The organism is Rhodococcus sp. 06-1474-1B (genome assembly GCF_002258885.1).
In the GTDB taxonomy this organism is placed as follows: domain Bacteria; phylum Actinomycetota; class Actinomycetes; order Mycobacteriales; family Mycobacteriaceae; genus Rhodococcoides; species Rhodococcoides fascians.
This window is the reverse complement of sequence record NZ_NOYR01000027.1, coordinates 384,155-408,655: the sequence shown is the minus strand read 5'-3', so window position 1 is coordinate 408,655 and position 24,501 is coordinate 384,155. Positions and strand designations below refer to the sequence as shown.

The window sequence follows — 24,501 nt, the reverse complement described above, 5'->3', positions numbered from 1 at the left end:
GGTGAGCGGGGCGGCGAGGGGGTGGGGACCGGATTGTTCGCGTCTGCGTCGTCTGCACGGCGCCGACCCGCCCGAAGGGTGCGGACTACGCGAGCACCACTTCGACGCCACTGTCACGGAAGGCCTCGATCTGCTCCGGCGCGGCATCGGAATCGGTGATGAGCGTGGTGCCCGGAGGAATCGGGGCCCAGGCGTGAAAGGGCTTCTGGCCGAGCTTGGTCGAATGCGCCAGGATGTAGGTCGTCGTGGCACGTTCCATCATCAACTCCTTGAGTTGAGTCTGCTCGTAACCCGCTTCGCAGATCCCGAAATCGGCGGCGACGGCGTCGGCACCGAGGAACGCCCGATCGAAGGACACTCGTCGCAGCGACGCCTCGGCGAGAGGACCGACGAAACCCTGGCTCAGGTGCCGTAATGTGCCGCCGATGCACTCGACGTGCACCTCGTCGGCGTCGGCCAACGCCTCGAGCGCCGTCAATCCAGCCGCGATGACGGTGAGGTCGACGGCATGACGCAGATACTCCGCCATGGCACCGACCGTCGTTCCCGCGTCGAGCAGGACGGTTTCCCCGGGCTGCACGTACTCCGCGGCCTTGGCCGCGATGAGCCGCTTGGCCTCGTATCCCTCGAGGGAGCGTTGCTTCACCGACGCCTCGTGACGGCTGCCGATGGCAATGGCCCCGCCGTAGGTGCGGGCCAGAAGCCCCTGCTTGGTGAGGTGATCGAGATCGCGCCTGATGGTCGAGGCCGTCACCTGGAACAGTGACGACAGCTCGTCGACGCTGGTGAGGCCACCGGACTTGGCCAGCCGGACGATCTCGCCGCGCCGCGCTTCCGATGCTCGCACCTACTACCCCCTCGTCAGCCCAGTAATGCTGGGCTCGTTGCCAATTCGGCGGCCTGCCGCAGGGCTTCGACCATGCTACCGGCTTCGGCGATGCCCTTACCTGCAATATCGAACGCAGTGCCGTGATCGACGGAGGTGCGGATGACCGGCAGGCCGACGGTGATGTTGACGCCTGCCTCGATTCCGAGCACCTTGACCGGGCCGTGACCCTGGTCGTGGTACATCGCGACGATCAAGTCGTAATCGCCTCGGCCGGCCAGGAAGAACGCGGTGTCGGCGGGCAGCGGGCCCACCGCATCGATGCCGTCGGCCTTCAACTTCTCGACGGCAGGCACGATCTTGAGGTCCTCCTCGCCGTAGCCGAATAAGCCGTTCTCGCCGGCATGCGGATTGATGCCACACACACCGATTTTCGGGTTCGGAGTGCCCGAGCGGACGAGGGCCTCATGTCCGCGTCGGATCGTTCGCTCGACGAGTCCCGGCTCGATCTTCGCGACGGCGTCGAGCAGACCGATGTGCGTGGTGACGTGAATGACCTTGAGCTTGGGGGTGGACAGCATCATCGACACCTCCTCGGTGCCGGTCAGGTGTGCCAGCAGCTCGGTGTGGCCCGGGAAGATGTGCCCGGCGGCGTGCAAGGCCTCCTTGTTGAGCGGGGCGGTGCAGATGGCCTGGACTTCACCTCTCACGGCGAGTTCGCTCGCAACGCGGATGTAGTGGAACGCGGCGTCGCCTGCCACGGCCGACAACTGCCCCCACTGGAGGTCGTCGGGAAGCAGGCCGAGATCGATCACGTTGATGCGCCGCGGGCTGAACTGTGCGGCATCGACGGTGTCGATCGTGACGATGTCGACGTCCACCCCGAGAACCTGAGCGGCCAGGCGCAGCCGCGGCGCATCGCCGATGACGACAGGCTTGCACCGCTCGAGCGTTGCCGGATCGATCATGGCGGGCACGATGACCTCGGGGCCGATGCCCGCGCCGTCGCCCATGGTTACCGCGATGTACGGCCGAAGTGCTGTGGTCATGTCAAAGCCTCACTGTGAGAAGAAGAAAGCGTACGAGCAGTGCCGTGTAGGTACGCGGCCATTGCGACGAGACTGTCCGGGCCGCCGAAGCTCCCGGGGCGGGTGGCGACGTATTCGCCTGCGGGTGTGCGGGATACGACCGCCCCGTGATGGATTTCGGCAACCGGGCGAAGGGCGGTGACACCCAGGCCGTCGAGCACCCGGCGGGCGGTTTCCCCGCCGGTGAGTACGAGACTCACCGAGAGCCCGCGAACGGCCTCGGCGACCGTGCCGGCGAGCGCCTGGGATATGTCGGCCGAACGTGACGCGTCCACCGGCCCCGCCAGGGACAGCACCACCGTTCCGTCGGACAGGGCGCTGCGCACCCTGTCTGCGCAGGCGTGGGTCTGCGGTAACTCGTCGACGTGGACGGCGACGTGCGTTGCACCGGCCTCGACCAACTCCGATACTTGCTGCATCGCAACCGATTCGGCGGTTCCGACGACGACGAGAACCGAATCCTGGGTCACTGCCGCAGCGTCGCGATATCGAGGATCGAGGGTACGCGCCACGGCTGCCGCCAGCGCCGAGGTGCCGACGAGTCGGACACCCGGAATGTTCGCCGACACCGCCACGATGGCGTCGAGGTCTGCATCGGACCGGACGTCGAACACTGCCACTGCGCCGGAATCGACTGCAGCACGAAGTGCTTCGGGGCCGTCGTCGGATGCGACGGCGACAGTGGGGACTCGTCCGAAGAGCTCGGTGATCGAGGACGGAGCCTCGGTGGGCTCCATCGCCCACCGGCCGCTGAGATGCAGTGGAACGCCGTCGATGTGAGGGACGCCGTTCTCGACGGTGCGGCCGAGAGCGGGAAGCCCGGCCGCGAACACGACGGGGCCGGTGGCGAGCAGCGATTCGACCTCGGCGGCAATGTGTCCGCGCAGCATCGAATCGATCTTCTTCACGACCGTGACGTGCGACGGCAGTAGTGCGATGGACTCACGTACGCGGGCCGCGGCCTCGTCGGGGGACATGACTCGGGTGCCGAGATCGACGACGCAGACGTCGGTGTCGGTGCCGTCGTCGATGCTGCCGATGTCGATTCGCAGTGACACGTCACGATCGAGGAACAGTGCGGCAGATTCTGCTGCACCCGACAGGTCGTCGGCGAGAATGGCGATGGCGGGGCGCTGCGCGATGGTCATCGTGCGCTCACCCCTTCGATTCTGCGCTGTGTGCGCACTTCAAGGTAACACTATTGCGTGTTTCACGCAGCTTCATAGCGATGTCCCTGCGCACTGGACGATCGTCTGCCCGGTGATGCTGCGTCCGTGCGGGGACAGCAGGAACGCGACAGTCTCCGCCACTTCCTCCGGAGCGATGAAATGACCCAACGGCGGCGTGATCGGAGGGGTGGAGACGCGTCCGGGATCGTTGAGCATCGGTGTGTCCGTCGGGCCCGGCGCGACGACGTTGACGGTGATTCCGCGCGAGACCAACTCCATGGCCCACGAGCGGGCCATTCCCGTCAACGCGGACTTGGTGGCGACGTACTGGCTCTTGCCTGCCACCCCGGTCATCGTCCTGCTGCCGATCATGACCACTCGACCGCCGTCGACCATCCGAGGCGCCAGCCCGTTCACCAGAATCTCGGCCGCTGCCACGTGCACCCGCCACATCTGCTCGCTGTGCGCGGGATCGAGCGCGCCGAGCCGCCCCGAACGCTGGACTCCCGCGGCATGGACGATCGAATGGGGGTCGGGCAGTCGGTCGACGACGGCAGATACCGCCGCACTGTCGGCCAGATCCACGCCGATCCACCGATGTGGGCCGCCGTCCTCGAAGCCGGTCGCAGGTCGAGAACGGCTCAGGCCGGTCACCTGCCAGCCGCGGTCGGACAGCGTCCGAGCGATCGATGCACCGATGCCGCTGCTCACTCCGGTCACGACGGCATGCAATGGGGATGTCACCGGCCGTCACCGATCCAGGTCGGCTCGAGCCGAACGTACTTGATGGCCTGACGAAAGTACGTGTACGCAACGTGAATTCGGCCGTCGGGGCCGTAGACGATCGACGGGTAGGAGAACTCGCGGTTCGACCCATCCCTGGAGTTGTTGGTCAAGCAGTAACCATCGCCCTCGTCGAGGTTGCGCCGAACCGGCCAGGTCACGCCACCGTCGGACGAGAGTGCCAGCGTCATCGGGGCACGCGGTGCGCCCCAGAATGCGGCGCGGTCGTCACCGTCGTCGAGAGGACTCTCGGAGGCGTCGGTGCCCTCGGCCAGTCCGTCGTCGTCGATCTCGTCGTAGAGCGATACTCGGCGGGCGGTGGCGTCGAGCGCGGAGGAGTGGTTGTACACGAGCGCGAGGGTTCCGTCGCCGTGCCCGACGACCTGAATGGAGGAGTTGTTGTTCGGCAGCTCGGTGGCGACCGGGGCGCTCCACGTCTCGGCGTCGTCGGTCGAGACGCTTCGGTAGATGTGATCGGCCCAGCGGCTGCGGTACAACGCCACCAGCGAACCGTCCTGTTGCACAACGATGTTCATGTGGACGCATCCGAGGCTGCCTGGCACGACGACCTCACGCCACGTCGCACCGTCGTCGTCGGAGATCAGGACCCCGCTGTAGTCGCGATCGCCCACCCACTTGCGTCCGTCGATCTTGACGCAGTGAAAGACCGGCAGCAACAGGCGTCCCGATGCCAGCTGTACAACGGGCTGCCGGACGAACACGCCACCAGCGTCGGTCTCGGGAACCAACACGTGCGTCTCGCCCCACGTCGATCCGCCGTCGGACGAGATGCGACGCAGTACCCGTGCGGTGTCCTGATTGCCGGCGTGCTGAGAAGTCCACAGCAACCAGACCTCGCCCGAATCACGAACGAACAGAACGGGGTTCTGCTCGGAACGGGTGCCGTCGTCGGACAGCTGGATCGGGGTGCTCCACTGCTGTTGTTCGGCATCGAGGCGCGAGAACCAGACACTGATGTCGGGAACACCCTCCTGCGTGCCGGCGAACCACACACATGCCAGGGCGCCGTCGGGCAGGATCGCCAGGTTCGCCGCATGATTCTGCACCTGCGGGGCAGGGAGGAACGCGTCGGATCGACCGGGCTCGGACGTCGCACGCAGGGTGCCGTCGGCGAGGAGGTCGCCGGGGGTGAGGAAGCTCGTGTTGCTCATGTTCTACCTCTTCTCTCTCAGGAAGTGAGAGTGACCGAAGCCATGTCGTAGGAGTTGGTGGGCCGCAGATCGATTCCGTCGATGCGATTGCGTCGGGCGATGACCGTCTTGGGTACGAACGACCACAGGCACGGCCACGTCTCCCAGATCTGACGCTGCGCCTGCGCGAGTGTCTCGTTGCGGGTGACGCTGTCGGCATCTTCGGAAGCCTTGGCGATCAGTGCGGTGATCTCGGGAAAGATGTAGCCGTGATACGTATCTCGGGTCTCTTCCTTCGCAGCAGTGCCCGCGTACATACCCTGCATGATGGTGACCGCGAGTCCGGTGGGGCTGGGGAAACCGTTGCCGAGAATGTCCCAGTCGCCCGCCTTGCCCTGACGCCACGTCGAGATGTCGCCGCCCGGCTCGAACTGCTGCAGGGTCGCACGGACGCCGACTGCGGACAGCATCTGCAGAACCGACTCCATGATGTCGGTGTCGGCGGCGAATTCACCTGTCTCCCAGATGATCTTCACTTCCAGGTCTTGCACTCCGAGCGCGTCGAGCTCCTGGCGTGCGCGCTGTGGATCGTAGACGTACTCACCGGTCTCGATCGCGCCGGTCAGAATGCCGGGGACCACGCCGCGGGACGGAGTTGCCGCGCCCTGCATCACCTGGTCGACCAACGCATTCCCGTTGATCGCGTAGCTCAGTGCTCTACGGACGCGCGGATCGGCCAGTGGGTGCCCGGCCGGTTTGCGGAAGTTGTAGAAGAGCTGGTTGAGGCGCACCCCGTCGGTGCGTTCTACCGTGACGCCGGCCAGGCCCGAGAGCTGATCGGCGGCATCCGGGGTGATGGCGTCGATGACATCGACTTCGCCGCTGCGCAGAGAGACGACGCGATTGGACTCGTCGGGGACGAAACGTACGTTGACCGAATCGACCGAAGCCGGCGTGCCCCAGTACTTCTCGTTACGCGCCAGCGAGTAGTTGCCGGTACCGCGGTCTGCGTCGGTGACCACGAACGGCCCGGTACCGACGCCACCCTGAAGATCCTCGGGGACGTTGTCCTCAGCGGGAGTGATCAGAATGTTCGACATCAGGTAGTCCAGGACCGGGATGGGGCGCTGCGTGTCGAGCGTGAACGTCGAGTCGTCGATCTTGCCGACGGTGGGCCACTCGGGGAAGAAGGTGCCCACGAACCCACCGGTGACCTGGCTGTACATGCGCAGTGCCGTGTCGACATCCTCCACCCGAACCGGCCGACCGTCGGAATAGGCGATACCGGGTCGCAGATGCACCAGCCATCGCGTCGGTGCGACCAGCTCGAAGCTGTCGGCCAGGACGAGCTGCACTGCCAGCGCAGAATCGATGGTGGTCAGGGCCTGGCGGATCGAGCGCTGAACGGTCAGAGCGGCATCGAACTGCAGAAGCTTGTTGTCCAGGCTCACCATGGATCGGTTCATCGCGAGGCTGACGGTGTCGGGGCCGGGACGACCGGTAGGAGTTGCGCAGGCGCTCACGCCGCCGAGCGAAAGCCCGGCTCCGAGTATCAGACTCGTGCGGAACAGTGACCGTCGTGAAAAGCGCTGGTTGGCAAAGCTTTCGGTCATCGTTGACCTCTCGGGACTGTCACATCGAAATGTGGATGTCGGTTCGGGTCTCGTAGACCCGCGTCGACGAAAGTGATCGTGGACACAACCGGACTGTACTACGAAATGCTTGAAATGCGCAGAAAAATATTGCCAGTTGCGCAAAACGCGCATGAGTGCAATTGTGAGCTGAGTTACAACAAGGCAGTGTTATCGAAAGGTCGACGATGACCCAGGTAAGACCACAATCGCAGGTGGGTCGATGACTCAGCTCACCGCCAGCCCGCCGAGTGTGCCGAAGGCCAAGGCCGATTCCGTGCTGCCCGCATTTCTCGCTGCGCCCATGGCGCGCTACGTGGTGCGGCGACTCGGACAGAGCCTGCTCACCATCTTCCTGACGCTCACCACGGTGTTCGTGCTCATTCGCATGGCTCCCGGCGACCCGGCCTACTCGATGGCCGGCCCGCTCGCCAGCACGGAAGACCTCGCGCAGATTCGTACCAATCTGGGTCTGGACCAGTCGATCTTCACTCAGTACGCGCTGTACCTGAAGGGCCTGTTCACACTCGACCTCGGTACCTCGTACTCCTTCCAGGCACCGGCACTCGACGTGGTTCTGCAGCGCATTCCGTACACGATCACTCTGGCCTTCGCCGCCATCCTGCTGACCACCGTGGTGTCGATTCCCCTGGGCATCTGGATGGCTCGCCGCGCCGACACCCGACGCGAACTCGGCGCGAACGTCGTGACGATCGCCGGTCAGTCGATGCCGGACTTCTGGACCGGCCTGATGCTGCTGACGTTCTTCGCCGTATTGGTTCCCGTACTCCCCGCAGCCGGATTCACCAGCTGGTCCTCGCTGATCCTGCCCGCCGTCACCGTGGCCATCCTGCAGATCGCCCTGATCTCCCGAATGGTCCGACGCGAGATGGTCAACGCCTACGCCTCCCCGTACGTCACCGTCGCCCGATCGAGAGGCGTCACCGAACGCGAGATCACCTGGCGCTACGCCCTGCGCAACTCGTCGATCCCCGTCGTCACCGCACTGGGCACCAGATTCGCGTCGATGCTCAACGGCGTCGTCGTGGTCGAGGTGGTCTTCGCATGGCCGGGCGTGGGTTCACTCGTGGTTCGCGCCCTCGAAACCAGGGACTATCCGCTGATCCAAGCCACCGTTCTGGTCACCGCAGTGCTCGCTGTTCTGGTGCAACTGGCCGTCGACCTCTGCTATCCGCTCCTCGATCCACGCGTTCGCCTCGGGAAGGCAGCAAACTGATGACAGTCGTCGACAAGCCAACGGACACTCCACGTCCCAGCGCCGTCACCGCGAAGGACTTCGCATCGGCGGGTGCCACCCGTCGCCGACGCGACAGCCGCGTCAAGATCTGGATCGGCACCGCGTGTGCACTCGTGGTCATCCTCCCGGTCGCCTTCGCGCGGGTGCTGCCCCTCGACTCGCCCGATGCCACCGACCTCGGTCAACGCCGGCTCGCGCCGCTGACCGACGGACATCTGTTCGGCACCGATCAACTCGGCCGAGATCTGCTGGCGCGCGTGCTCTACGGCGGACAGGTCTCGCTCACCGTGGGAATTCTGGCCGTCATCGTCTCCGGGCTCATCGGACTGACCCTGGGATCACTGGCGGGCTTTCTCGGCGGCTGGGTGGACGCGACGGTCTCCCGCCTGCTCGAAGCACAACTGTCACTGCCACTTCTGATGATGCTGCTGCTCGTCGTCGCCTTGTTCGGTCCGTCGATTCCGGTCATCACCTTCGTCATCGCCATCGCGCAGTGGCCCGAAATCGCCCGTCTCACGCGATCGCTGGTGCTCGTGGAGCGGGAGAAGCCCTACATCGCCGCGGCTCGGGTGCTCGGCCTCGGCCGCATCGCCATCCTGCTTCGCCACGTCGTTCCCAACATCATCAAGCAGGCGTCGCTCGTGGTTCTGCTGTTGCTGGCGCAGGCCGTGCTGCTCGAAAGTGCGTTGAGCTACCTCGGTGCCGGGCCGCAACGTCCGTTCGCCACCTGGGGTCGCATCATCTCCGACGGCCAGGACTACATCACCACCTCGTGGTGGCTCGTCACCTTGCCCGGCCTGGTCATCGTGCTCCTCGTCGTCGGAGTCAACCTGCTCGGCGACGGACTTCGAGACCGTCCCGCCGGATCGGGCCTGCTGCGAATGTTCTCCCGCACGAACAAGAAAGGGCGTGCCTGAGACATGGGCAATCTACTGAAGGTCGACGAACTGCAGATCGAGTTGGTCACCGACAAGGGCCTCATCAGAGCCGTCGACGGTGTCTCGTTCTGCATCGAAGCAGGAGAGACGGTGACCATCATCGGTGAATCGGGCTCCGGCAAGTCCACGACTGCAATGGGCATCCTCGGGTTGCTGCCGTCCGATCTGGCGGTGCTGTCCGGATCGGTGACGTTCAAGGACACCGAGATACTCGGAAAAGACAAGGAGCTCTGCGGAATCCGAGGCAAGCACATCGCGCTGATCCCGCAGGATCCGATGACGGCTCTGAGTCCGGTGCACACCATCGGCGGTCAGCTGCGCGAAGCCGTTCGACACAGTGGGGTATCGGGTCGATCCGAACAGACCAAGCGCTGCATCGAACTGCTCGAACAGGTCCGCATACCCGACCCTGCAACACAATTGGACAAATACCCACACCAGTTGTCCGGCGGCATGCTGCAACGAGTACTGATCGCCGGCGCATTGGCCTCCGGGCCGGAGCTCATCGTCGCGGACGAGCCGACCAGTGCGCTCGACGTCACCGTGCAGGCAAGCATCCTCGATCTGCTGCTCGAACTACAGGAGCGCACCGGCATCGGCATGCTGGTCATCACCCACGACCTGGGCGTGGCTCGACTGATGTCCGATCGTATCTACGTCATGAAAAGCGGTGTGTTCGTGGAGAACGGTGGAGCCGAGGAGCTCGTCAACGCTCCCAAGAGCCCGTACACGAAGAAACTGCTCGACGCGATCCCGCAGTTGGGGCCCTGGAACGAGAAGGTGGAGGCCTCGGTATGAGCGCACCATTGTTGTCGGTGGAAAACCTCGTCGTCGAATACCCGGTCGGTAACGGCGTGTTCAGAGCCGTCGACTCGGTGAGTTTCTCGGTGGAGAGGGGCAAAACCGTTGCTGTAGTCGGTGAATCGGGCTGCGGGAAATCGACGATCGCCAAGTCGATCGTGCGGTTGTTGACCCCTACGTCGGGATCGATCATGGTCGACGGCACGGACATCGCGCAGATGTCCGAAAAAGCACTGCGACCCTTCCGCTCTCGCGTCCAGATGGTCTTCCAGGATCCCTACGGTTCACTGGATCCGCACCTCACCGCAGTCGACATCGTCGGAGAACCGCTTCGGCTCAAAGGTATTCGGAGTAAGTCCGAACGCGCGACCAGAGCAGCAGAACTGATCGACCGCGTCGGATTGCCGAGCACTGCCCTGACTCGTCGACCAGCGGAGTTCTCGGGCGGACAGCGTCAACGAATCGGTATCGCCCGCGCACTGGCGTCGGGACCGGAGATCCTCGTGTGCGACGAGGCCACCAGCGCGTTGGACGTTTCCGTTCAGGCCCAGGTGCTGGAATTGCTGCGCGAGATCCAGCAGCAGACGGGATTGACCTACGTGTTCATCTCGCACAACCTCGGCGTCGTGCGCGAAATCAGTGAGACGGTCGTCGTCATGTCCAAGGGACGCATCGTCGAACGAGGTGACACCGAGGAAGTACTCGCGCGACCGAAGCAGCCGTACACCCGCGCGCTGCGAGCGGCAGCTCTCGACCCCTCGACGATGACAGGAACCAAACCGCGACATATCGTTTCGCGGCTCGCCAAGACTGGAGTAACCGCATGACCGCGCTCAATATCTCACCCCTCGTCCTGGGAACGATGACGTTCGGCGATACCGTCGACGCATCCGGGGCGGCCAAGATGGTGGACGCGGCCCTGGACGCCGGCATCACCCATATCGATACCGCGAACGGCTACGCGGGCGGTGAATCGGAGCGGATTCTCGCTGACCTTCTCGCCACTCGCCGTGATCGCGTCACGCTTGCCACCAAGGCCGGAATGCCGCACCCGGACGCCGACGGCAACAGCCCGCTGTCTCCGAAAGGGTTGCGACTCAGCATCGATGCCAGCCTGTCGCGGCTGGGCACCGACTACGTGGACCTGTTCTATCTGCACCAGCCAGACCGTGCGACTCCCTTGTCCGACACTCTTGTTACGGTCGCCGAGCTGGTGTCCGAAGGAAAGATCAGAGCCCTCGGTGTCTCGAACTTCGCTGCCTGGCAGATCGGTGAAGTCAATCGGGTAGCGGACGACGTGGGTGCGCCCCGACCCGTTGTGGCGCAGCAGTTGTACAACCTGCTCGCCCGTCGGATCGAAGAAGAGTACGTGGAGTTCGCGGCCGTCACAGGTCTGATCACGATGGTCTACAACCCGCTCGGCGGCGGGCTCCTCACCGGCAAACACGCTGCGGGAGTGCAACCGACGGACGGCCGGTTCGGCGACTCGCGCCTGGCCACGATGTACCGCGAACGGTATTGGAACACTGCAATATTCGACGCCATTGCCCAGCTCGGTACCGTGGCAGACAATGCTGGAATGCCGCTGACCGAGCTGGCTCTACGATGGCTGGTGTCCAAGCCCGCGACCGGACCGGTGTTACTCGGTGGCTCCAAAGTGGAGCATCTCGAATCGAACATCGCCGCCCTCGGACGCGGGCCGCTCCCCGGCGACGTGGTCGCAGCATGCGACGAGGTCGGCGCGGCTCTGCGCGGACCGATGCCGAACTACAACCGCTGAGAGGCTTTTCAATGACTGCACAGGAATTCGCCGCCCGCGTACGCAACCGCGAACAGATCCTCGGGTATTGGTCGGTCATCGACAGCCCCGTCTCCACCGAATGGCTCGCCCATGTGGGGTGGGACTACATCGCACTCGATCTGCAGCACGGCCTGATCGGATACTCGGGCATGCTGGCAGGAATCACCGCTATCGACGCCGCACAGGGACCGGCCGCTCTGGTGCGCGTCGAAGCCAACAACGCCACGGTGATCGGCCGGGCCCTCGACGCCGGTGCAGCGGGAGTCATCGTGCCCCTCATAGACACTGCCGAAGACGCTGCCGCCGCGGTAGCGGCAGCTACCTACCCGCCCGAAGGCATCAGGTCCTACGGGCCGATGCGCTCCCAACTACGCATCGGACCCAACCCCGCCGATGCCAACCGCGATACCGTCGTCCTCGCGATGATCGAGACACCTCAGGGCCTGGCCAACGTCGAAGAGATCTGTGCCGTCCCTGGTCTGGACGGCGTCTACGTAGGGCCATCGGACCTACGCCTGGCCGTCGGAGGGTCCTCGCCGAGCGACCCATCAGTGGACGAAGAATTCGATGCCGCTATCGTCCGAGTCCAGAAGGCCGCCGCGGCAGCGGGCATCACCGCCGGAATTCATACCGCATCGGGAAGCATTGCTGCGCAACGACTTGCCCAGGGCTACACGTTGGCCACCGTTGCATCCGACCTGACGCACCTCAAAGCCGTGTCGGCCGAGCACCTAGCGGCGGCGCGGGGATAGGCCCACGCTTCTTACGCGAATCGACCCGATACGCCAGATAGAGATACAGAAAGCCGGTGACGGTGCCGACGAGGCATCCTGCTGCGATATCGAGGGCGGTGGATCCTGAGTTCACCAGTAGCTGCATGAGAAGGAACCCGACGCCGACTGCAGGAGTGAGTGCCAGAGCGTTGATGTAATCGGCCCGGGTTGCGCCGCACTTCTTGCTCAACGCGCCGGTCATGACCCACTCGCGAAATGGCTTCTGCATCTCAGGCTCCTCGTATGGGTCTGATTTGTCCCGTTCGGCCAGGATACCGGAGAGTTGGTTTAGGTAGGGTTCGAGTTATGCGCGCTGTTGTCTTCCTCGCTGTGCTCGCGATCATCTACAAGTGGCCGGTGTTCGGAGACAGCCCTGGCCACTGGTCGGCCCTGAGTCAGGGAATCATGTTCGGCGCGATCATCAGCACCGTCGCTACTCCTGCGGGATGGAAGGCTATCCGCCGCATAGACGGACGGATGCGGTCTTAGGTCGATGCCCGTGGGGCGGCGTTGGTCCGGATTGCGCCGCAAACGCGAGCGCATTCGTCAGGTGCGTGCGGATTCGTCTCTGATTTCGACCGCCAGAGAGGGCCATTCGACAAAAGCGCGCGCGTTTGCGGCGGGGTTCAGTCCCGTTTCGTGACTCGGCCGGAGCAGTTCGGCGTGGGCACCCGTTGCCTCCCAATCCACCTGAATCGGGTGCAGCTAGCCGCGCTCACCAGCGCGGTCAGCTGCACCCGATTCGAGGGTGGTGAGGCCATGTGTTTGGGTGAGTCCCATGAACTGGGTCGGCAGAGAGCTGTGTGTGGCCGCCGGAAGTGGGGCAGTCACGTCTGCGGCACTCATCGCACCGGTCATCGATGGCAAGTGGTTGGATCTGACTCTCCCTGCCGTACTCGGCGCAATCGTTGGACTGCTGGTGGGATTCGCGGCGGTGGTCGGCGGCAAGTACGCACTGAAGACGGCGGTGCCGTGGCCACCGAGCGGTCGAAAACAATGGCGACACCGATTCGCCCTGTGCACTGCGGCAGTGGTGACACTGTCCGTTGCCGGGCTCTTGGCATGGGCGAGCGCTTCCTCGGCGATGGTCGCGTCGGGCAGCGCGGAGCCGCCGATACAGCTAATGGTGACAATTGCGTTGACTGCAATCAGTTACGTGTTCGCGTACTTCCTTGCGCCCGAGGTCAACTGACTCCGGCTGGAGCGGTTCAGTTCGATTCAGTGAGCGAGCCGCAGGTCAGCCTCATTTGCAGGCCTCGTGATCGTCGAACGCGCCCACGAATCTGCAGGCAACATCACGCGGAACTCTCCACTGATTGTCGTATCGCACGAATGACATCGGTCCGACGGGGTAACCCTCCATACTTCGGACCATCCCGACACCCATGGCCTCGACCGAATCGGGACCGGTCGAAGCGACGGTTGTGAACTCGATGTGTTGCGGATCCGGCTGAGCGCCCCAGGCGCGTGCGAGCCGCACGTTGTTCTCGGCCGGCCCGTCGAACAATCGAGCTCGATCTTCTTCGCGAATGGAGTAGTCCACGCTCGCCGCAAACAGAGCCGTCAACTGGGCTGCGGTAGGTAGATCATCGGTGATGGGCGGTGGCGGAGAGGCGAATTGCGTCGGGCTGATCGATGCGACCGGCGACGTCGGCACGTCCACTTCGACGGGGGAGCAGGCGCAGGCGAGCAACACCACAGCGACCGCGCTCACTCCAACAAGTTTCACCGGCCCAGTATGAACCGAAACAGCATGGTGGGTAGGTGAATCGGGTTCAGATACCCGACGTCGTCAGGCGCCGGTTGTGTTGGGCGGTGATCACCAATACCGGTATGGCGATCGGCAGGATCAAGGCCGCCGCTGGAAGAACGAGGGCAGCAGGAGCAGTCGTCAGGTTGTAGACCGCTACAGCCACTATCCATGCACCCACGGCCGCGATGGCCTGCGCACCCACTCGGAGGGCCGTCACTGTCCACGGTGAACGAACTGCGAATTTGCCTATGGTCATCGGCAGATAGTGGCCCTCGTTCACCTGTGACAGCTGCAGCGTAGCGACAGTCATCATGGCCGCGCTGATGGCGGCGATCACGAGGCCGAGAAACAACATGCTCAGTACGCTACGCAAACTTGTGGCCCTAGGCTGCTGGTATGACTGCCGCTGCGAATTCCGATGCGACCCGTCGTCGGGTGCCGTCCTGGTTACGAGAGTTGACGGTTCTGGTCGTGGTCGCACTGTTGCTGAGTGTGCTGCTGCAAACTTTTGTCGGCCGTGTCTATCTCATCCCGTCGCAGTCCATGGAGCCCACGCTGCACGGCTGTCCCGGTTGTACCGGTGATCGAATCGTGGTGGACAAGATGACGTTTCGATTCGGCGATCCGCAGCCGGGTGATGTGGTGGTGTTCAAGGCTCCGACGGAGTCGTGGAACAGGGGATACAGCTCGAGCCGATCGAGCAACGCGGGAGTGAAGGCGTTGCAGGACGCGGGATCGTGGGCCGGACTCGTCGCGCCCGACGAGAACGACCTCGTGAAACGGGTGATCGCAACAGGCGGGCAAACCGTCCAGTGTTGCGATGTGCAAGGAAGAGTCGAGGTCGACGGGCAGCCGCTCGACGAGCCCTACATCGCGTTCGACTTCCCCTACGACGCGGACACACTCAACTGCGCAACAGTTCCGCAGTCCGGTCGCTGTTTCGGGCCGGTGACCGTACCGTCCGGCAATCTGTGGATGATGGGCGACAATCGAAGCGGCTCAGCAGATTCGAGGGCACACTCCCGTGACGAACTGGGCGGAACGGTCCCCATCGAGAATGTGATCGGCAAGGCCAGATTCATCGTGCTGCCACCGTCGAGATGGGGTGTCATCGACTCGCCTGCGATACAGCGCTGATCGACTACGCATTCCCACGATCCTGTCGAGTAGCAGCGTCTTAGAACCCGAGATCGCGCTTACGACGCTCGCGTTCGATGCGTCGCTGTTCCTCGGCGCGTTCGCGGCATTGCCGGAGGAATTCGGCGTCCGCATCCGGATTCTGGGCGGCCTGACGGCCCGGCCGCGTCTCGTACTCGGGGTACGCGGAGTTGCTCGCGCGACCGTAACCGGACCCGCCGGCACCTCCCCAGATCCCGGCACCGACGGGCCGGCCCGCCACCAGCCAGGCCAACGACCCAGCGAACGGGAGGAAGACGATGAGCAGAATCCAGACGATCTTGGGCAGATAGCGGATGCCACCCTCGTCTGCGGTGATCGCGTCTATCAGACAGAACACCCACAGCAGCATGACCAGCAAACCGAAATACGGCATTGTGTCCCTCCATGTCCAAGACCGCTCGGTCCGTTGTATCGAAGATCGTAGCGCTGTCCTCGCGATTTCGACAGACGAGTCGGTTTGGAAATCTGGGTGGGGCTCGGACGCGGTCGGATGTCGCGTCAATGTCCTGGGCAGTAGATGTACAGAGATGATCGCTGCCCATCCCTGGTGAGCAGGACGGTCACCGGATCTGTCGTGCTCTTCGGCTCGGCAGAGGTGGTCATCATCTCCGACTCACACGTGAAGTCCACCCCCGCCCAGCTTCCCGGGGGCACCGTCTGGCACGCGAAAGGATGAAGCGGAGGATAAGACGGGTTGGCCGCCGACAGCGTGAGTCCGTCACCGAGTTCGTCCGGTGCATCGAATCGAGCCGACCAGGCGGGCTGACCCGAGAACTCCGTATCTGTCGCACCCTGCGCGAACTCGAAGCCATCCGGAACTGTGAACGCTATGCGTTGCAGATTGTGCGTTACTTCATCGCTGTCCATGGACCTGGGCGTGCCGATCTCGCTGGCGCACGAGGCCGTGAGGAGAACAAGAATTGCCGACGCGCAGAGGGCCTTCCGCGAATTGGTCATGGACGCAGCGAGATCGGGCGGACGCGTGTGCGCCTATTGGCGAGCATCGTCATGGCCCGCAGTGGGCCTGATCCTCGAGCCGACGAGAACAACGACAAGGGTCGCCAGAAACGCCGCGGGATAGGTGAATTGGACGGCGAACTCGAAGGCGGGGGAGCCCTCGAACATGAAGATACCGATGGCCTTGATGCCGCGGTAGTCGGTGAAGTACCAGGCAATCATCGGCGTGGTCACGGCGATCGGGGCCAGCCAACTCCACCAGGTTCGGTGTCGGTTGGCGTAGTCGAGAGCGAGGACGGTCAGCGGAATGCACCACACCCAGTGATGACCCCACGCGAAAGGCGAGACCATCGGCGTCGCCATTCCACATATCGTCAGGGCCAGCAACGTCTTTCCGGCTGCTTGTGCGCGTGCCGCCACCCACAGCGCCAGGGCGGCGACGACGAGGGCGAGCACCAGCCACACGGCGAAGGGGGGTGTGTTGCCCGGCCACAGTCGAGCCAACGCGCCATGGATCGACTGGTTGGCGGGTGAGGCCAGTGCGCCGATTCGTTCCGAGTCGATCATCGTCGACGTCCAGAATCTCCACGAATCCGCAGGAATGACGATCAGTCCGGCAAGAACAGTCACTGTGAACGCAGCGATCGCCGTGACGGCTGCTCGCCACTGTCTCTGTGCCAGTAGATGAAGCACGAAGAATGCGGGCGTCAGTTTCAGTCCTGCAGCGATGCCGACCCCCACACCGCGGAGCCGACTGCCCTCGCCGCGGGTGAGATCGAGCAGGACGAGAACCAGTAGAAGCACATTGATCTGGCCGAGCCAGATGGTCATGCGAACCGGCTCGAGCCACGTCAGTGCCACTGCCAATCCGACACTGACGAGATACATTGATGCGCTTCGATATCCGAGCGCGCGCCAGCTCGCGACCACGGCCACGTAGATCAGCAACAGATTGATCGCCTGGACCACCGTCACAGCGCTCGTGACCGAGAGGAGGGCGAGCGGGGCGAAGGCCAACGCCGCGAAGGGCGGGTAGGTGAACGGTAGGCCGATGTCGAACAATGCGAACTCGTAGAGCGGCTCGCCATGCTGAACGACGTACGCACCGTGTCGATAGACGATGGTGTCGATTCCGTTGCCGAACAGACCGAAGGGGGTTGTCCATCCCAAGAAGTAGGCGTGCGCAACGATCGCGACGCACGCGGCGAGCGCAGACGCGAGGAACCAGCGCCAACCGAGCCGGCCGACGCCCGTCGCGTGCACTTCCGGCTGCGTCTCCCGGATGGCCGTCTCCTGGTCGTTCTCTGCGTGCACGTCCGAGTCCGACCGCGCGTAGAGCGGCCGAATACTGGACGTCGTCATGGCCTACACGATAGATCGTTGTACCTGATACAGGGAACTCGACACGGACAGACCGGTACGTTTTTGTCAGCGTCTGGCTCGGACTCCTCTCCATCCTCCCGCTGTCCGTACTACTGATCTACGAACTCGCGACGCGATAGTTCGACGAAAATCCCGGGCCGCAACTCGACCCGGGATTTTCGCTGTCCCGATCGGCACCGGATAGGTTGGTGTCCATGGATATCCGGGTGGCCGACCTTCGTCGACCTGCACTCATCGTCGTCGACGTGCAGGCCGGTTTCGAAAATTCGGAATTCTGGGGTCCGCGGGACAACTCGCAGTGCGAGAGCAATATTGTCGATCTCGTTGAGTTCTGGCGGTCCAGGGCTTGGCCGGTGGTATTCGTTCAGCATGATTCCGACAATCCACAGTCGCCGTTGTCGCCGACGCAGGACGGGCATCGCTTCAAGGACATGCTCGACGGGATTCCGGATCTGCTCGTCCACAAACGCGTCAATTCGAGCTTCTACGGCACTCCCGATCTGGACGCATGGCTGCGCGGCGAGGACATCGACCAGGTGGTCATCTGCGGAATCACCACCAACCACTGCTGCGAGACCACCGCGAGGATGGCTGGGAACCTCGGCTACGACACCTACTTCGTCATTGACGCGACGCACACCTTCGATCGCGTCGCGCCCGACGGGACTGTCGTACCCGCCGCAACACTGTCGGCCATCACGGCCACCAACCTGCACGGCGAGTTCGCGACGGTGATCGAAACGAAAGACATAACTTTCCACTGACGTCGCCCAATTTGATACCGTTCGGTATGGCCGATCGGGGAGCAGTAGCAGGGCTCGCGGGACCCATTGTGCTGCTGTATCTGGGGTACTTCGCGTCGATCCCGACTCTCTCGTCGCTGGTCCACGGGGTCTTCGACCCTCGAATAGATTGGGCCGACGCGGGTTTCGGTGAAGTGTTGCTGTTCTCGTTCCTGGTCGTGGGCGGTCTCGCCGCGTGTGTTGCGGCAGTTCGCACACTGGCCGACTCACCGAAGTTCCCCGGAATCGTCGTCACACCGGGGTCGTCGATCGGGCGGAAAGTCGACGCGGTGGTGGTGACACTGATCGCGTACGCCGTCGTTGTTCTGGTGTTCGCGACCGCTACCGCATCAGCCGGATTCCTGGTGCCGCTCATTGCGGCGTGGGCTTGCTCCAACACGATTCGGAACTATCGCGAACTGAAGAGTCGACGTCGAGCGTCCGCAACATAGCCCATGAACACCGTGCTGATACTGATGCTGATGCTCTGGTTCGTCGCGTTTGCGTACGCGGCATCCGTCGGATTCCGTTGCAGGGCAACGCATCCCGACTACTACCGTGCACGAGTGTCGGACACGGTGAAATCGACACCCCGACTGCGTGCACGAGCCAATCGATCGGTCGGGATCTGGTGCACGGTCAGTTCCATGATGGCTGTGGTGCCAATCGTATGGATCGGCTCCGAGTTCCACCGTGAAAGAACGACTTGGGAGCTGGCCGGTCTGGCTGTTTACGTCGTCGTCGTCGTGGTGGTGGGGGGGTTACCCGCTGGAGAAGATCAAGAAGTCGTGACGTTCGGAAGGTCCAACAACGCGAATGCGGCCTTCAATTGTGCTCGGGCTGCGTCGACTTCGGAGGTGTTGCCCGCAAGATGGCGGAGCAAGGCGCGTTGGAAGATCCCGTCGAGCAGGATGTAGGCGGAGGGGCGGTCGAGGGCCGATTCGGTGCCGCGTAGTTCGCAGTACTTCGTCACCACGCGCCGGATCATGTCTTCTCGACGTTGCTCGATGTCCGGGACGTCGAGTGACGCTGTTCCTCGCCTCGGACCGCGCAACATGGATCACGGGCAGTCACTACATTCTGGACGGCGGCCTCTCGGCGTCCCTGGTGTAGAGCTCGGAGCTCCCCGTCAGCCGAGGGCGACGGGGAGCAGGCCGGGTCGCGTCCGAGATGCGATGTCGGCCAACGCACCCTCCAGCGTCGGGTATCGGAAGTCGAACCCACTGTCGGTCAACACCTGCGGCTCGACCCACCGACTCTTGAGGACCAGCTCGGGTTCGGTTCGGATCACCCGTGCGCCCAGCTTCAGCAGCCATGCCGGCGTCGCCAGTCCGTGATCGCGACCGAGAGCAGACCGAACCTGGTGCATCAGAACCTCGTTGGTCACCGGGAACGGTGTCGCCACGTTGACAGGTCCGGCGATGTTCGAAGTGGCGTACAGGTGGTCGAGAGTCCGAGCGACATCATCGACGTGCACCCAGCTGAACATCTGGCCACCATCGCCCATGCGGCCACCCAATCCCACTCGCGCTAGATCGATGATCGGATTGATCGCCCCACCGCCCGCGCCCAACACGATCGACAACCGCAGTGCCACTCTGCGGATCGACACATCGGCGTCGAACAGTTCGCGTTCCCACGATCTGGCCACCTCGACCGAGAAGCCCGATCCCAGTTCGCCGTCCCGTTCGCTCATCGACCTGTCGCGGGCATCGCGATAGATGGTTCCGGTGCTCGCGTTGACCCACAGCGCCGGCGGATTCTGCGCTTGTGCCAAGGCACGCCCGAGCTGGGCTGTCGTCTGAATTCGCGACGACATGATCGCGTCGGCGTTGGCCTTGTTGTAGCGACAGCTTACCGAGCGGCCGGCGAGGTTGACCACCAGATCGGACCCGTTCAGGACCTCGACGAGGCCGCGATGGTCGGACCATGGTGCATCGCTGGACGATCCGCGTCCGACCGTCCTGACGCCGATGCCGCGGTCCTCGTAATAGCTACGCAGATACCCGCCGATGTAGCCGGAGGCACCGCACAGGACGACGGTCGATGGTGAATCGGTCATCGACTCAACCCTTCTGGTGAGGTCATTCGTTTCAGGAGACCGGCGACATCGGCTACCAGGCCGCGCGCTACCGGGAGTCGGGCGAGACGAACCGCCTTGGATACGACGGGCACGAGCCCGTCGACCAGAGTGCGGGTGCGAGCCTGGTTGTCGGACGAATCGGTGACCCAGTGCAGCGTGACGCCCATGTAGATCATCCAGAGCAGCAGCGGGAGTGCATCGTTCAGCGACGCGGGTACCTTCTGCTTCGATGCATCCAACGTGGTGCGCATCAGATCGATGGCCATGGCTCTGGCGTCGGAGGATTCCTCGGAGAACGGACTGGAGCTGGACCTCGTGGGCAGCGCCAGCTGGAGGAATGCGCCGCCGAACGCGTGATACGGCGTCAGGACGTCCAAGCCGGAATGCAGAACCGCGGCCAGGTTCTCCGACAGCGACCCGCCCTGGGTGATGACCTGCTCCGCACGTACGCGGTGATCGCGCTGGATCACCACGTACAACTCGTTGACCAGTTCGTCCTTGCCCGCGAAGTAGTAGTACGCATTGCCGAGCGACACGCCGGCCTCGTCGGCTATCCGGCGCATGGTGGTGGCCTGGAACCCCTCTTCGCGAAACAGCCGAAGAGCCACTTCGACCAGCTTGTCGCGCGTCTCGGATGTGCGGGCCATGCGGTCACCTCGTTTTCTGAACGTGTTCAAAAAGGACGGTAGACCCATTTTTGAACATGTTCAAGCGCAACGGCCGGGGACCGACCTGGATACTCGACGCATGCTCAGACGAATGGGAACCTCGCTGATCGGAGGCAAGGGGGCTCAATGGGTACAAGCGCTCAACGCGAGGCATCCGTGGAGTCACAACGACTACTTCCACAGCTGGATTCTCGCCAACCTGCCGAGCCGACGACGCGAGGCACTCGACGTGGGTTGTGGCCGTGGCGGTCTCGTGCACTCTCTCGCACCGTATTTCGATCACGTCACCGGAGTCGACATCGACTCCGACATGCGCCGCCGCACAGGTCTTGCGTGCTCCGACGTCACCAATGTGACCGTCACCGAACGCCAACTCGACTCGTGGGCGGACGAATCCGTCGATCTGATCACGATGATCGCCGTTCTCCACCACCTCGGCATCGACGACACGCTTCGCCACGTCGAGCGTGTTCTCGCGCCGAACGGCCGGCTGCTCGTCGTGGGAATGGCTGCGCCACGAAGTCCCCGGGATCTGCTGTGGGACGCCGTATCCATCGTGACCAACCCGCTGATCGGCTTCGTCGGCCATCCCTGGCCGAGCCCAGCGGGAAAGCAGCCGGCACCCTTCCCGGTCAAGGACCCGGTGCTCAGTTTCGACGAAGTGAAGCGGTCGGTCGACGCGATACTGCCCGGGGCAACGATGCGACATCGCGTCGGATTCAGGCACACCATCGAATGGACGAAGCCCGGATGACCGGAAGGTTCTCTGCTCTGAGCAGAATCGCCGACCCTCCATGGAATCGAGGCTTAGGCTCCGATCATGGGCGAGGTCATACGAATCGATGAGCGCCGAGCAGCACGCGCAGTGGAACCGCTGTGGCGTGAGGTGGTCGGACGCCGGCTGCGCGAGCGCAGACACTCCCGCGGCGACACACTCGCGGACACGGCGGCGCGCGCGGGCATTGCACCGCAGTATCTTTCGGAGCTCGAACGCGGCCGCAAGGACCCGTCGAGTGAGATCCTTGCGGCCGTCGTCGGGGCACTCGGCACGTCGATGGCCGAAATTTCAGGTCTGGCGCATCACGACCTGTCCCGCGGCAATGCGACGTTGATGGCTGCCTGACGTCGTCCCTCGAGCACCTGGTCGACCAGGCCGTACCGCAGCGCCGACGGAGCCGTCAACACCAGGTCACGGTCGGTATCGTGCCGAATCTTCGCGGCATCGCGTCCGGTGTGTTTCGCCAGGATCATCTCCATCTCGGCACGCACCCGGACGATCTCGTCGGCAGCGAGAATGAGATCGGGAATGGTGCCTCGCCCCTGCCCCGCAGGCTGATGCAACACCACCCGGCTGTGCGTCAACGCCGAACGTCGACCCGGCGCACCTGCGGCGAGCAGCACCGCGCCGGCCGCCACTGCCTGCCCCACACATGTTGTGGCGACAGGGGATCCGATGAACTGCATCGTGTCGTAGATCGCCAGCATGGCCGCAGTATCGCCGCCCTCGCAGTTGATGTACATGGAGATTTCCTGATCGGGGGAGTCGGCCTCGAGATGGAGCAGCTGCGCGATCATCGCATTCGCAACACCGGCATCCAGTGCAGTACCGAGGTACACGATGCGTTCGCTGAGCAGATGCGAATACACGTCGACGACGCGTTCGCCGCGCGAATCACGGGTGACAACATTGGGAATGGTGTACGTACTCATCGGGCCATCTCCATCCCGAACGACACGCGACGCGCAGGCATGACCTGATCGAACGAACTGACGATGGCGTCGACGAACCCGTAGTCACGCGCGGCGTCTGCGGTGAACCAACGATCGTGCAAGGAGTCGTCGAATATTTGCTCTCGTGTCTGCCCGGTGTCGTCGGCGATGAGGCCGAGCACCGTATCGCGGGTATGACGAAGATCGTTGGCCTGCACCTCCACTTCGACAGCAGAACCACCGATACCGGACGAGCCCTGGTGCATCAGAATCCGCGAATGCGGTAGCGCGTAGCGCTTTCCGTGTGTTCCCGACGACAGCAGGAATTGACCGGCGCTGCAGGCCAATCCGAGTGCCAACGTCGAGACGTCGCAGGGAATCAGGTGCATCACGTCACGGATCGCGAGCATGGCAGGCACCGATCCGCCAGGGGAGTGAATCCACAGGGCGATATCGGCCGACGGATTCTCGGCCGCCATCGTCAACAGGTGGGTGGTGAGGACGGTGCCGTTGTCGTCGTCGAGTGGGCCGTCGAGCACGAGGATTCGATGACGCAGCAGTCGGTCACGCAGTTCGGGTGGGAACATTCGGGGTGTCTCGCTCATGATTCGAGTGTGATCACGAATAGCGCTGCATGCCAACGATTCTGCTGTCGGCAGCGACGCTGCTCAGAGCTGCGCGACGCTCGAGGGACAATGGAGGCATGACCACACTCGAATTCTCCGATTCCGTCGTCGTCGCCGCATCCACCGAGGATGTCTATGCCGTCGTATCGGACGTCACCCGAACAGGTGAATGGAGCCCGATCTGCCAGGCGTGCTGGTGGAACGAACCCGACGGCGGCGGTGTGGGATCGACGTTCACCGGACGCAACGTCACTCCCGACCGCACCTGGGAAACGGTCTCGGCCGTCGCTGTGGCCGAGCCCGGACGCGAATTCGCGTGGGTCGTCGGCGACAACTTCGTGCGCTGGGGATACACACTCGAAGCGGTGGACGGCGGCACCCGGCTGACCGAGAACTGGAACTTCCTGCCCGACGGCATCGCTCTCTTCCACCGCAAATTCGGAGACTCCGCGCAGGAGCAGATCGACACCCGCAGCAAGGCTGCACTCGACGGGATTCCGCGCACCCTGGCGGCGATCAAGCGCATCATCGAATCGGAGTCCTGACAGGCAGGTGCGCTGGCTGTCCACTTTTGCCGTCGTGCGCGGGATTGATTCCGCCTGCCGACGCGAATTGTGGACACTCAGCCCTGTAGTCGCGCCTATTCTGTGCCGATGACGTCCACGGTTCTTCAACTGACCACGGTCCTCGAGCCTCGCGGCCCAGCGGCTGCGATCGTGCTGACCGACGCCCAGGTCGCGTCACTCGGCAGCACCAAGACGCCGCCGGTGCGGTTCACGATCGGTGCGCAGACGGTGGCAGGACGCATCGGGCGCATGGGCGGGGAGAACCTGCTGGGCCTGAACAAGAGTGTGCGCACCTCGCTCGGAGTCGAAGCCGGCGACACCGTCGACGTGACCATCGAACTCGACGACGAACCGCGCACCGTCGAGCTACCGGCCGAGCTCGCCACTGCCCTCGACGCCGACCCCGCGGTGCGCGCCGCATTCGACGCACTGTCTCCATCGAAGAGAAAAGAACACGCACGATCGGTCGCCGACGCCAAGCGCGCCGACACCCGTGACCGTCGCATCGCGTCGATCGTCGAGGCTCTTCGGCACTGACGTACTACCCGGCTTGAGGGCGCGGGTGCCCGCGTCGA

At 63.8% G+C, this 24,501-nt stretch carries 32 protein-coding genes; 15 read left to right on the top strand and 17 right to left on the bottom strand.

Annotated elements, in window-relative coordinates; all coding sequences use genetic code 11:
• Positions 1-85: 85 nt before the first annotated feature.
• The 6 genes from CH266_RS17140 to CH266_RS17115 all read right to left on the bottom strand — a co-directional run bounded on the left by CH266_RS17140 (position 86) and on the right by CH266_RS17115 (position 6,630).
• Complete coding sequence (locus CH266_RS17140) at positions 86-847, bottom strand: DeoR/GlpR family DNA-binding transcription regulator (RefSeq protein WP_027495522.1); 762 nt, start codon at positions 845-847, stop codon at positions 86-88.
• Positions 848-861: 14 nt separating this feature from the next.
• Complete coding sequence (gene pdxA, locus CH266_RS25920; RefSeq protein WP_032371816.1) at positions 862-1,875, bottom strand: 4-hydroxythreonine-4-phosphate dehydrogenase PdxA; 1,014 nt, start codon at positions 1,873-1,875, stop codon at positions 862-864.
• The gene (locus tag CH266_RS25915; protein ID WP_094715777.1) at positions 1,872-3,062 is read right to left on the bottom strand and encodes a four-carbon acid sugar kinase family protein; all 1,191 of its coding nucleotides are present in this window, start codon (positions 3,060-3,062) and stop codon (positions 1,872-1,874) included. The genes pdxA and CH266_RS25915 overlap by 4 nt, the downstream gene beginning before the upstream one ends.
• Positions 3,063-3,134: 72 nt before the next feature.
• Positions 3,135-3,827: an SDR family NAD(P)-dependent oxidoreductase gene (locus tag CH266_RS17125; RefSeq protein WP_057473521.1), complete on the bottom strand. Its 693-nt coding sequence runs from the start codon at positions 3,825-3,827 to the stop codon at positions 3,135-3,137.
• Positions 3,824-5,038, bottom strand: coding sequence for a sialidase family protein (locus tag CH266_RS17120; protein WP_032389759.1), 1,215 nt, complete (start codon positions 5,036-5,038; stop codon positions 3,824-3,826). The genes CH266_RS17125 and CH266_RS17120 overlap by 4 nt, the downstream gene beginning before the upstream one ends.
• A gap of 17 nt (positions 5,039-5,055) precedes the next feature.
• Positions 5,056-6,630, bottom strand: coding sequence for an ABC transporter substrate-binding protein (locus tag CH266_RS17115; protein ID WP_045841123.1), 1,575 nt, complete (start codon positions 6,628-6,630; stop codon positions 5,056-5,058).
• Between the two features lie 322 nt (positions 6,631-6,952).
• Here CH266_RS17115 and CH266_RS17110 point away from each other — a divergent pair, with 322 nt between their 5' ends.
• From CH266_RS17110 to CH266_RS17085, 6 genes are read left to right on the top strand one after another with little or no spacing between them, the layout of a single operon-like run.
• Positions 6,953-7,885, top strand: coding sequence for an ABC transporter permease (locus CH266_RS17110; RefSeq protein ID WP_027495527.1), 933 nt, complete (start codon positions 6,953-6,955; stop codon positions 7,883-7,885).
• Positions 7,885-8,823, top strand: a complete 939-nt coding sequence (locus CH266_RS17105; RefSeq protein ID WP_027495528.1) for an ABC transporter permease — start codon at positions 7,885-7,887, stop codon at positions 8,821-8,823. The genes CH266_RS17110 and CH266_RS17105 overlap by 1 nt, the downstream gene beginning before the upstream one ends.
• A gap of 3 nt (positions 8,824-8,826) precedes the next feature.
• The gene (locus CH266_RS17100) at positions 8,827-9,642 is read left to right on the top strand and encodes an ABC transporter ATP-binding protein (RefSeq protein WP_094715776.1); all 816 of its coding nucleotides are present in this window, start codon (positions 8,827-8,829) and stop codon (positions 9,640-9,642) included.
• Complete coding sequence (locus CH266_RS17095) at positions 9,639-10,472, top strand: ATP-binding cassette domain-containing protein (protein WP_051365009.1); 834 nt, start codon at positions 9,639-9,641, stop codon at positions 10,470-10,472. Before CH266_RS17100 ends, CH266_RS17095 begins: the two co-directional genes overlap by 4 nt.
• Entirely contained in the window at positions 10,469-11,425 is a 957-nt protein-coding gene (locus CH266_RS17090) for an aldo/keto reductase (RefSeq protein ID WP_094715775.1), read from the top strand. The genes CH266_RS17095 and CH266_RS17090 overlap by 4 nt, the downstream gene beginning before the upstream one ends.
• 11 nt (positions 11,426-11,436) lie before the next feature.
• Complete coding sequence (locus tag CH266_RS17085) at positions 11,437-12,198, top strand: HpcH/HpaI aldolase family protein (RefSeq protein ID WP_032371821.1); 762 nt, start codon at positions 11,437-11,439, stop codon at positions 12,196-12,198.
• Here the strand turns inward: CH266_RS17085 and CH266_RS17080 are convergent.
• Positions 12,155-12,448 (bottom strand): hypothetical protein, encoded by a 294-nt coding sequence (locus CH266_RS17080; RefSeq protein ID WP_094715774.1) that lies wholly within the window; start codon positions 12,446-12,448, stop codon positions 12,155-12,157. The two genes, CH266_RS17085 and CH266_RS17080, sit on opposite strands and share 44 nt — an antisense overlap.
• Before the next feature lie 77 nt (positions 12,449-12,525).
• On the opposite strand from CH266_RS17080, the gene CH266_RS17075 reads away from it, so the two are divergent.
• Positions 12,526-12,708: a hypothetical protein gene (locus tag CH266_RS17075; RefSeq protein WP_032406152.1), complete on the top strand. Its 183-nt coding sequence runs from the start codon at positions 12,526-12,528 to the stop codon at positions 12,706-12,708.
• A 289-nt stretch (positions 12,709-12,997) separates the two neighbouring features.
• Positions 12,998-13,411, top strand: coding sequence for a hypothetical protein (locus CH266_RS17070; protein WP_094715773.1), 414 nt, complete (start codon positions 12,998-13,000; stop codon positions 13,409-13,411).
• Between the two features lie 51 nt (positions 13,412-13,462).
• On the opposite strand, the gene CH266_RS17065 is transcribed toward CH266_RS17070, so the two are convergent.
• Entirely contained in the window at positions 13,463-13,948 is a 486-nt protein-coding gene (locus tag CH266_RS17065) for a hypothetical protein (RefSeq protein ID WP_094715772.1), read from the bottom strand.
• Between the two features lie 46 nt (positions 13,949-13,994).
• On the bottom strand, positions 13,995-14,327 hold the full coding sequence (locus CH266_RS17060; protein WP_032392217.1) for a hypothetical protein: 333 nt from the start codon (positions 14,325-14,327) through the stop codon (positions 13,995-13,997).
• A 41-nt stretch (positions 14,328-14,368) separates the two neighbouring features.
• Between CH266_RS17060 and lepB the strand changes: the two genes are divergently transcribed.
• The gene (lepB, locus tag CH266_RS17055; protein ID WP_094715771.1) at positions 14,369-15,109 is read left to right on the top strand and encodes a signal peptidase I; all 741 of its coding nucleotides are present in this window, start codon (positions 14,369-14,371) and stop codon (positions 15,107-15,109) included.
• A gap of 40 nt (positions 15,110-15,149) precedes the next feature.
• On the opposite strand, the gene CH266_RS17050 is transcribed toward lepB, so the two are convergent.
• The 3 genes from CH266_RS17050 to CH266_RS17040 all read right to left on the bottom strand — a co-directional run bounded on the left by CH266_RS17050 (position 15,150) and on the right by CH266_RS17040 (position 17,470).
• Positions 15,150-15,524, bottom strand: a complete 375-nt coding sequence (locus CH266_RS17050; protein WP_027495537.1) for a PLD nuclease N-terminal domain-containing protein — start codon at positions 15,522-15,524, stop codon at positions 15,150-15,152.
• Between the two features lie 125 nt (positions 15,525-15,649).
• On the bottom strand, positions 15,650-16,108 hold the full coding sequence (locus CH266_RS17045; RefSeq protein WP_094715770.1) for a hypothetical protein: 459 nt from the start codon (positions 16,106-16,108) through the stop codon (positions 15,650-15,652).
• Positions 16,109-16,141: 33 nt separating this feature from the next.
• Entirely contained in the window at positions 16,142-17,470 is a 1,329-nt protein-coding gene (locus CH266_RS17040) for a glycosyltransferase 87 family protein (protein WP_094715769.1), read from the bottom strand.
• A gap of 215 nt (positions 17,471-17,685) precedes the next feature.
• On the opposite strand from CH266_RS17040, the gene CH266_RS17035 reads away from it, so the two are divergent.
• Both CH266_RS17035 and CH266_RS17030 read left to right on the top strand, forming a co-directional pair.
• A complete protein-coding gene (locus tag CH266_RS17035; protein WP_032371826.1) occupies positions 17,686-18,255 on the top strand; it encodes a cysteine hydrolase family protein in 570 nt (189 codons plus the stop codon).
• Between the two features lie 26 nt (positions 18,256-18,281).
• Positions 18,282-18,725 carry a hypothetical protein gene (locus tag CH266_RS17030; protein WP_032389767.1) on the top strand — a complete coding sequence of 148 codons (444 nt, stop codon included), beginning with the start codon at positions 18,282-18,284 and terminating at the stop codon, positions 18,723-18,725.
• Between the two features lie 326 nt (positions 18,726-19,051).
• On the opposite strand, the gene CH266_RS17025 is transcribed toward CH266_RS17030, so the two are convergent.
• From CH266_RS17025 to CH266_RS17015, 3 genes are all read right to left on the bottom strand, one after another.
• Positions 19,052-19,261, bottom strand: a complete 210-nt coding sequence (locus CH266_RS17025; protein ID WP_052060420.1) for a hypothetical protein — start codon at positions 19,259-19,261, stop codon at positions 19,052-19,054.
• Between the two features lie 141 nt (positions 19,262-19,402).
• The gene (locus tag CH266_RS17020; protein ID WP_032389768.1) at positions 19,403-20,335 is read right to left on the bottom strand and encodes a TIGR01777 family oxidoreductase; all 933 of its coding nucleotides are present in this window, start codon (positions 20,333-20,335) and stop codon (positions 19,403-19,405) included.
• A complete protein-coding gene (locus CH266_RS17015; protein ID WP_094715768.1) occupies positions 20,332-21,003 on the bottom strand; it encodes a TetR/AcrR family transcriptional regulator in 672 nt (223 codons plus the stop codon). The genes CH266_RS17020 and CH266_RS17015 overlap by 4 nt, the downstream gene beginning before the upstream one ends.
• A gap of 100 nt (positions 21,004-21,103) precedes the next feature.
• On the opposite strand from CH266_RS17015, the gene CH266_RS17010 reads away from it, so the two are divergent.
• Together CH266_RS17010 and CH266_RS17005 are read left to right on the top strand one after the other, a co-directional pair.
• Positions 21,104-21,778 carry a class I SAM-dependent methyltransferase gene (locus CH266_RS17010; RefSeq protein ID WP_217901006.1) on the top strand — a complete coding sequence of 225 codons (675 nt, stop codon included), beginning with the start codon at positions 21,104-21,106 and terminating at the stop codon, positions 21,776-21,778.
• A gap of 66 nt (positions 21,779-21,844) precedes the next feature.
• Positions 21,845-22,147 carry a helix-turn-helix domain-containing protein gene (locus tag CH266_RS17005; protein WP_045841141.1) on the top strand — a complete coding sequence of 101 codons (303 nt, stop codon included), beginning with the start codon at positions 21,845-21,847 and terminating at the stop codon, positions 22,145-22,147.
• Here CH266_RS17005 and CH266_RS17000 read toward each other — a convergent pair.
• Positions 22,105-22,734: a ClpP family protease gene (locus CH266_RS17000; RefSeq protein WP_032366938.1), complete on the bottom strand. Its 630-nt coding sequence runs from the start codon at positions 22,732-22,734 to the stop codon at positions 22,105-22,107. The two genes, CH266_RS17005 and CH266_RS17000, sit on opposite strands and share 43 nt — an antisense overlap.
• Positions 22,731-23,339: a ClpP family protease gene (locus CH266_RS16995; protein WP_032383042.1), complete on the bottom strand. Its 609-nt coding sequence runs from the start codon at positions 23,337-23,339 to the stop codon at positions 22,731-22,733. Before CH266_RS16995 ends, CH266_RS17000 begins: the two co-directional genes overlap by 4 nt.
• A 98-nt stretch (positions 23,340-23,437) precedes the next feature.
• On the opposite strand from CH266_RS16995, the gene CH266_RS16990 reads away from it, so the two are divergent.
• Together CH266_RS16990 and CH266_RS16985 are read left to right on the top strand one after the other, a co-directional pair.
• Positions 23,438-23,905 carry an SRPBCC family protein gene (locus tag CH266_RS16990; RefSeq protein ID WP_094715807.1) on the top strand — a complete coding sequence of 156 codons (468 nt, stop codon included), beginning with the start codon at positions 23,438-23,440 and terminating at the stop codon, positions 23,903-23,905.
• 108 nt (positions 23,906-24,013) lie between these two features.
• Positions 24,014-24,463 (top strand): YdeI/OmpD-associated family protein, encoded by a 450-nt coding sequence (locus tag CH266_RS16985; RefSeq protein WP_094715766.1) that lies wholly within the window; start codon positions 24,014-24,016, stop codon positions 24,461-24,463.
• The last annotated feature ends 38 nt before the right edge of the window (positions 24,464-24,501 follow it).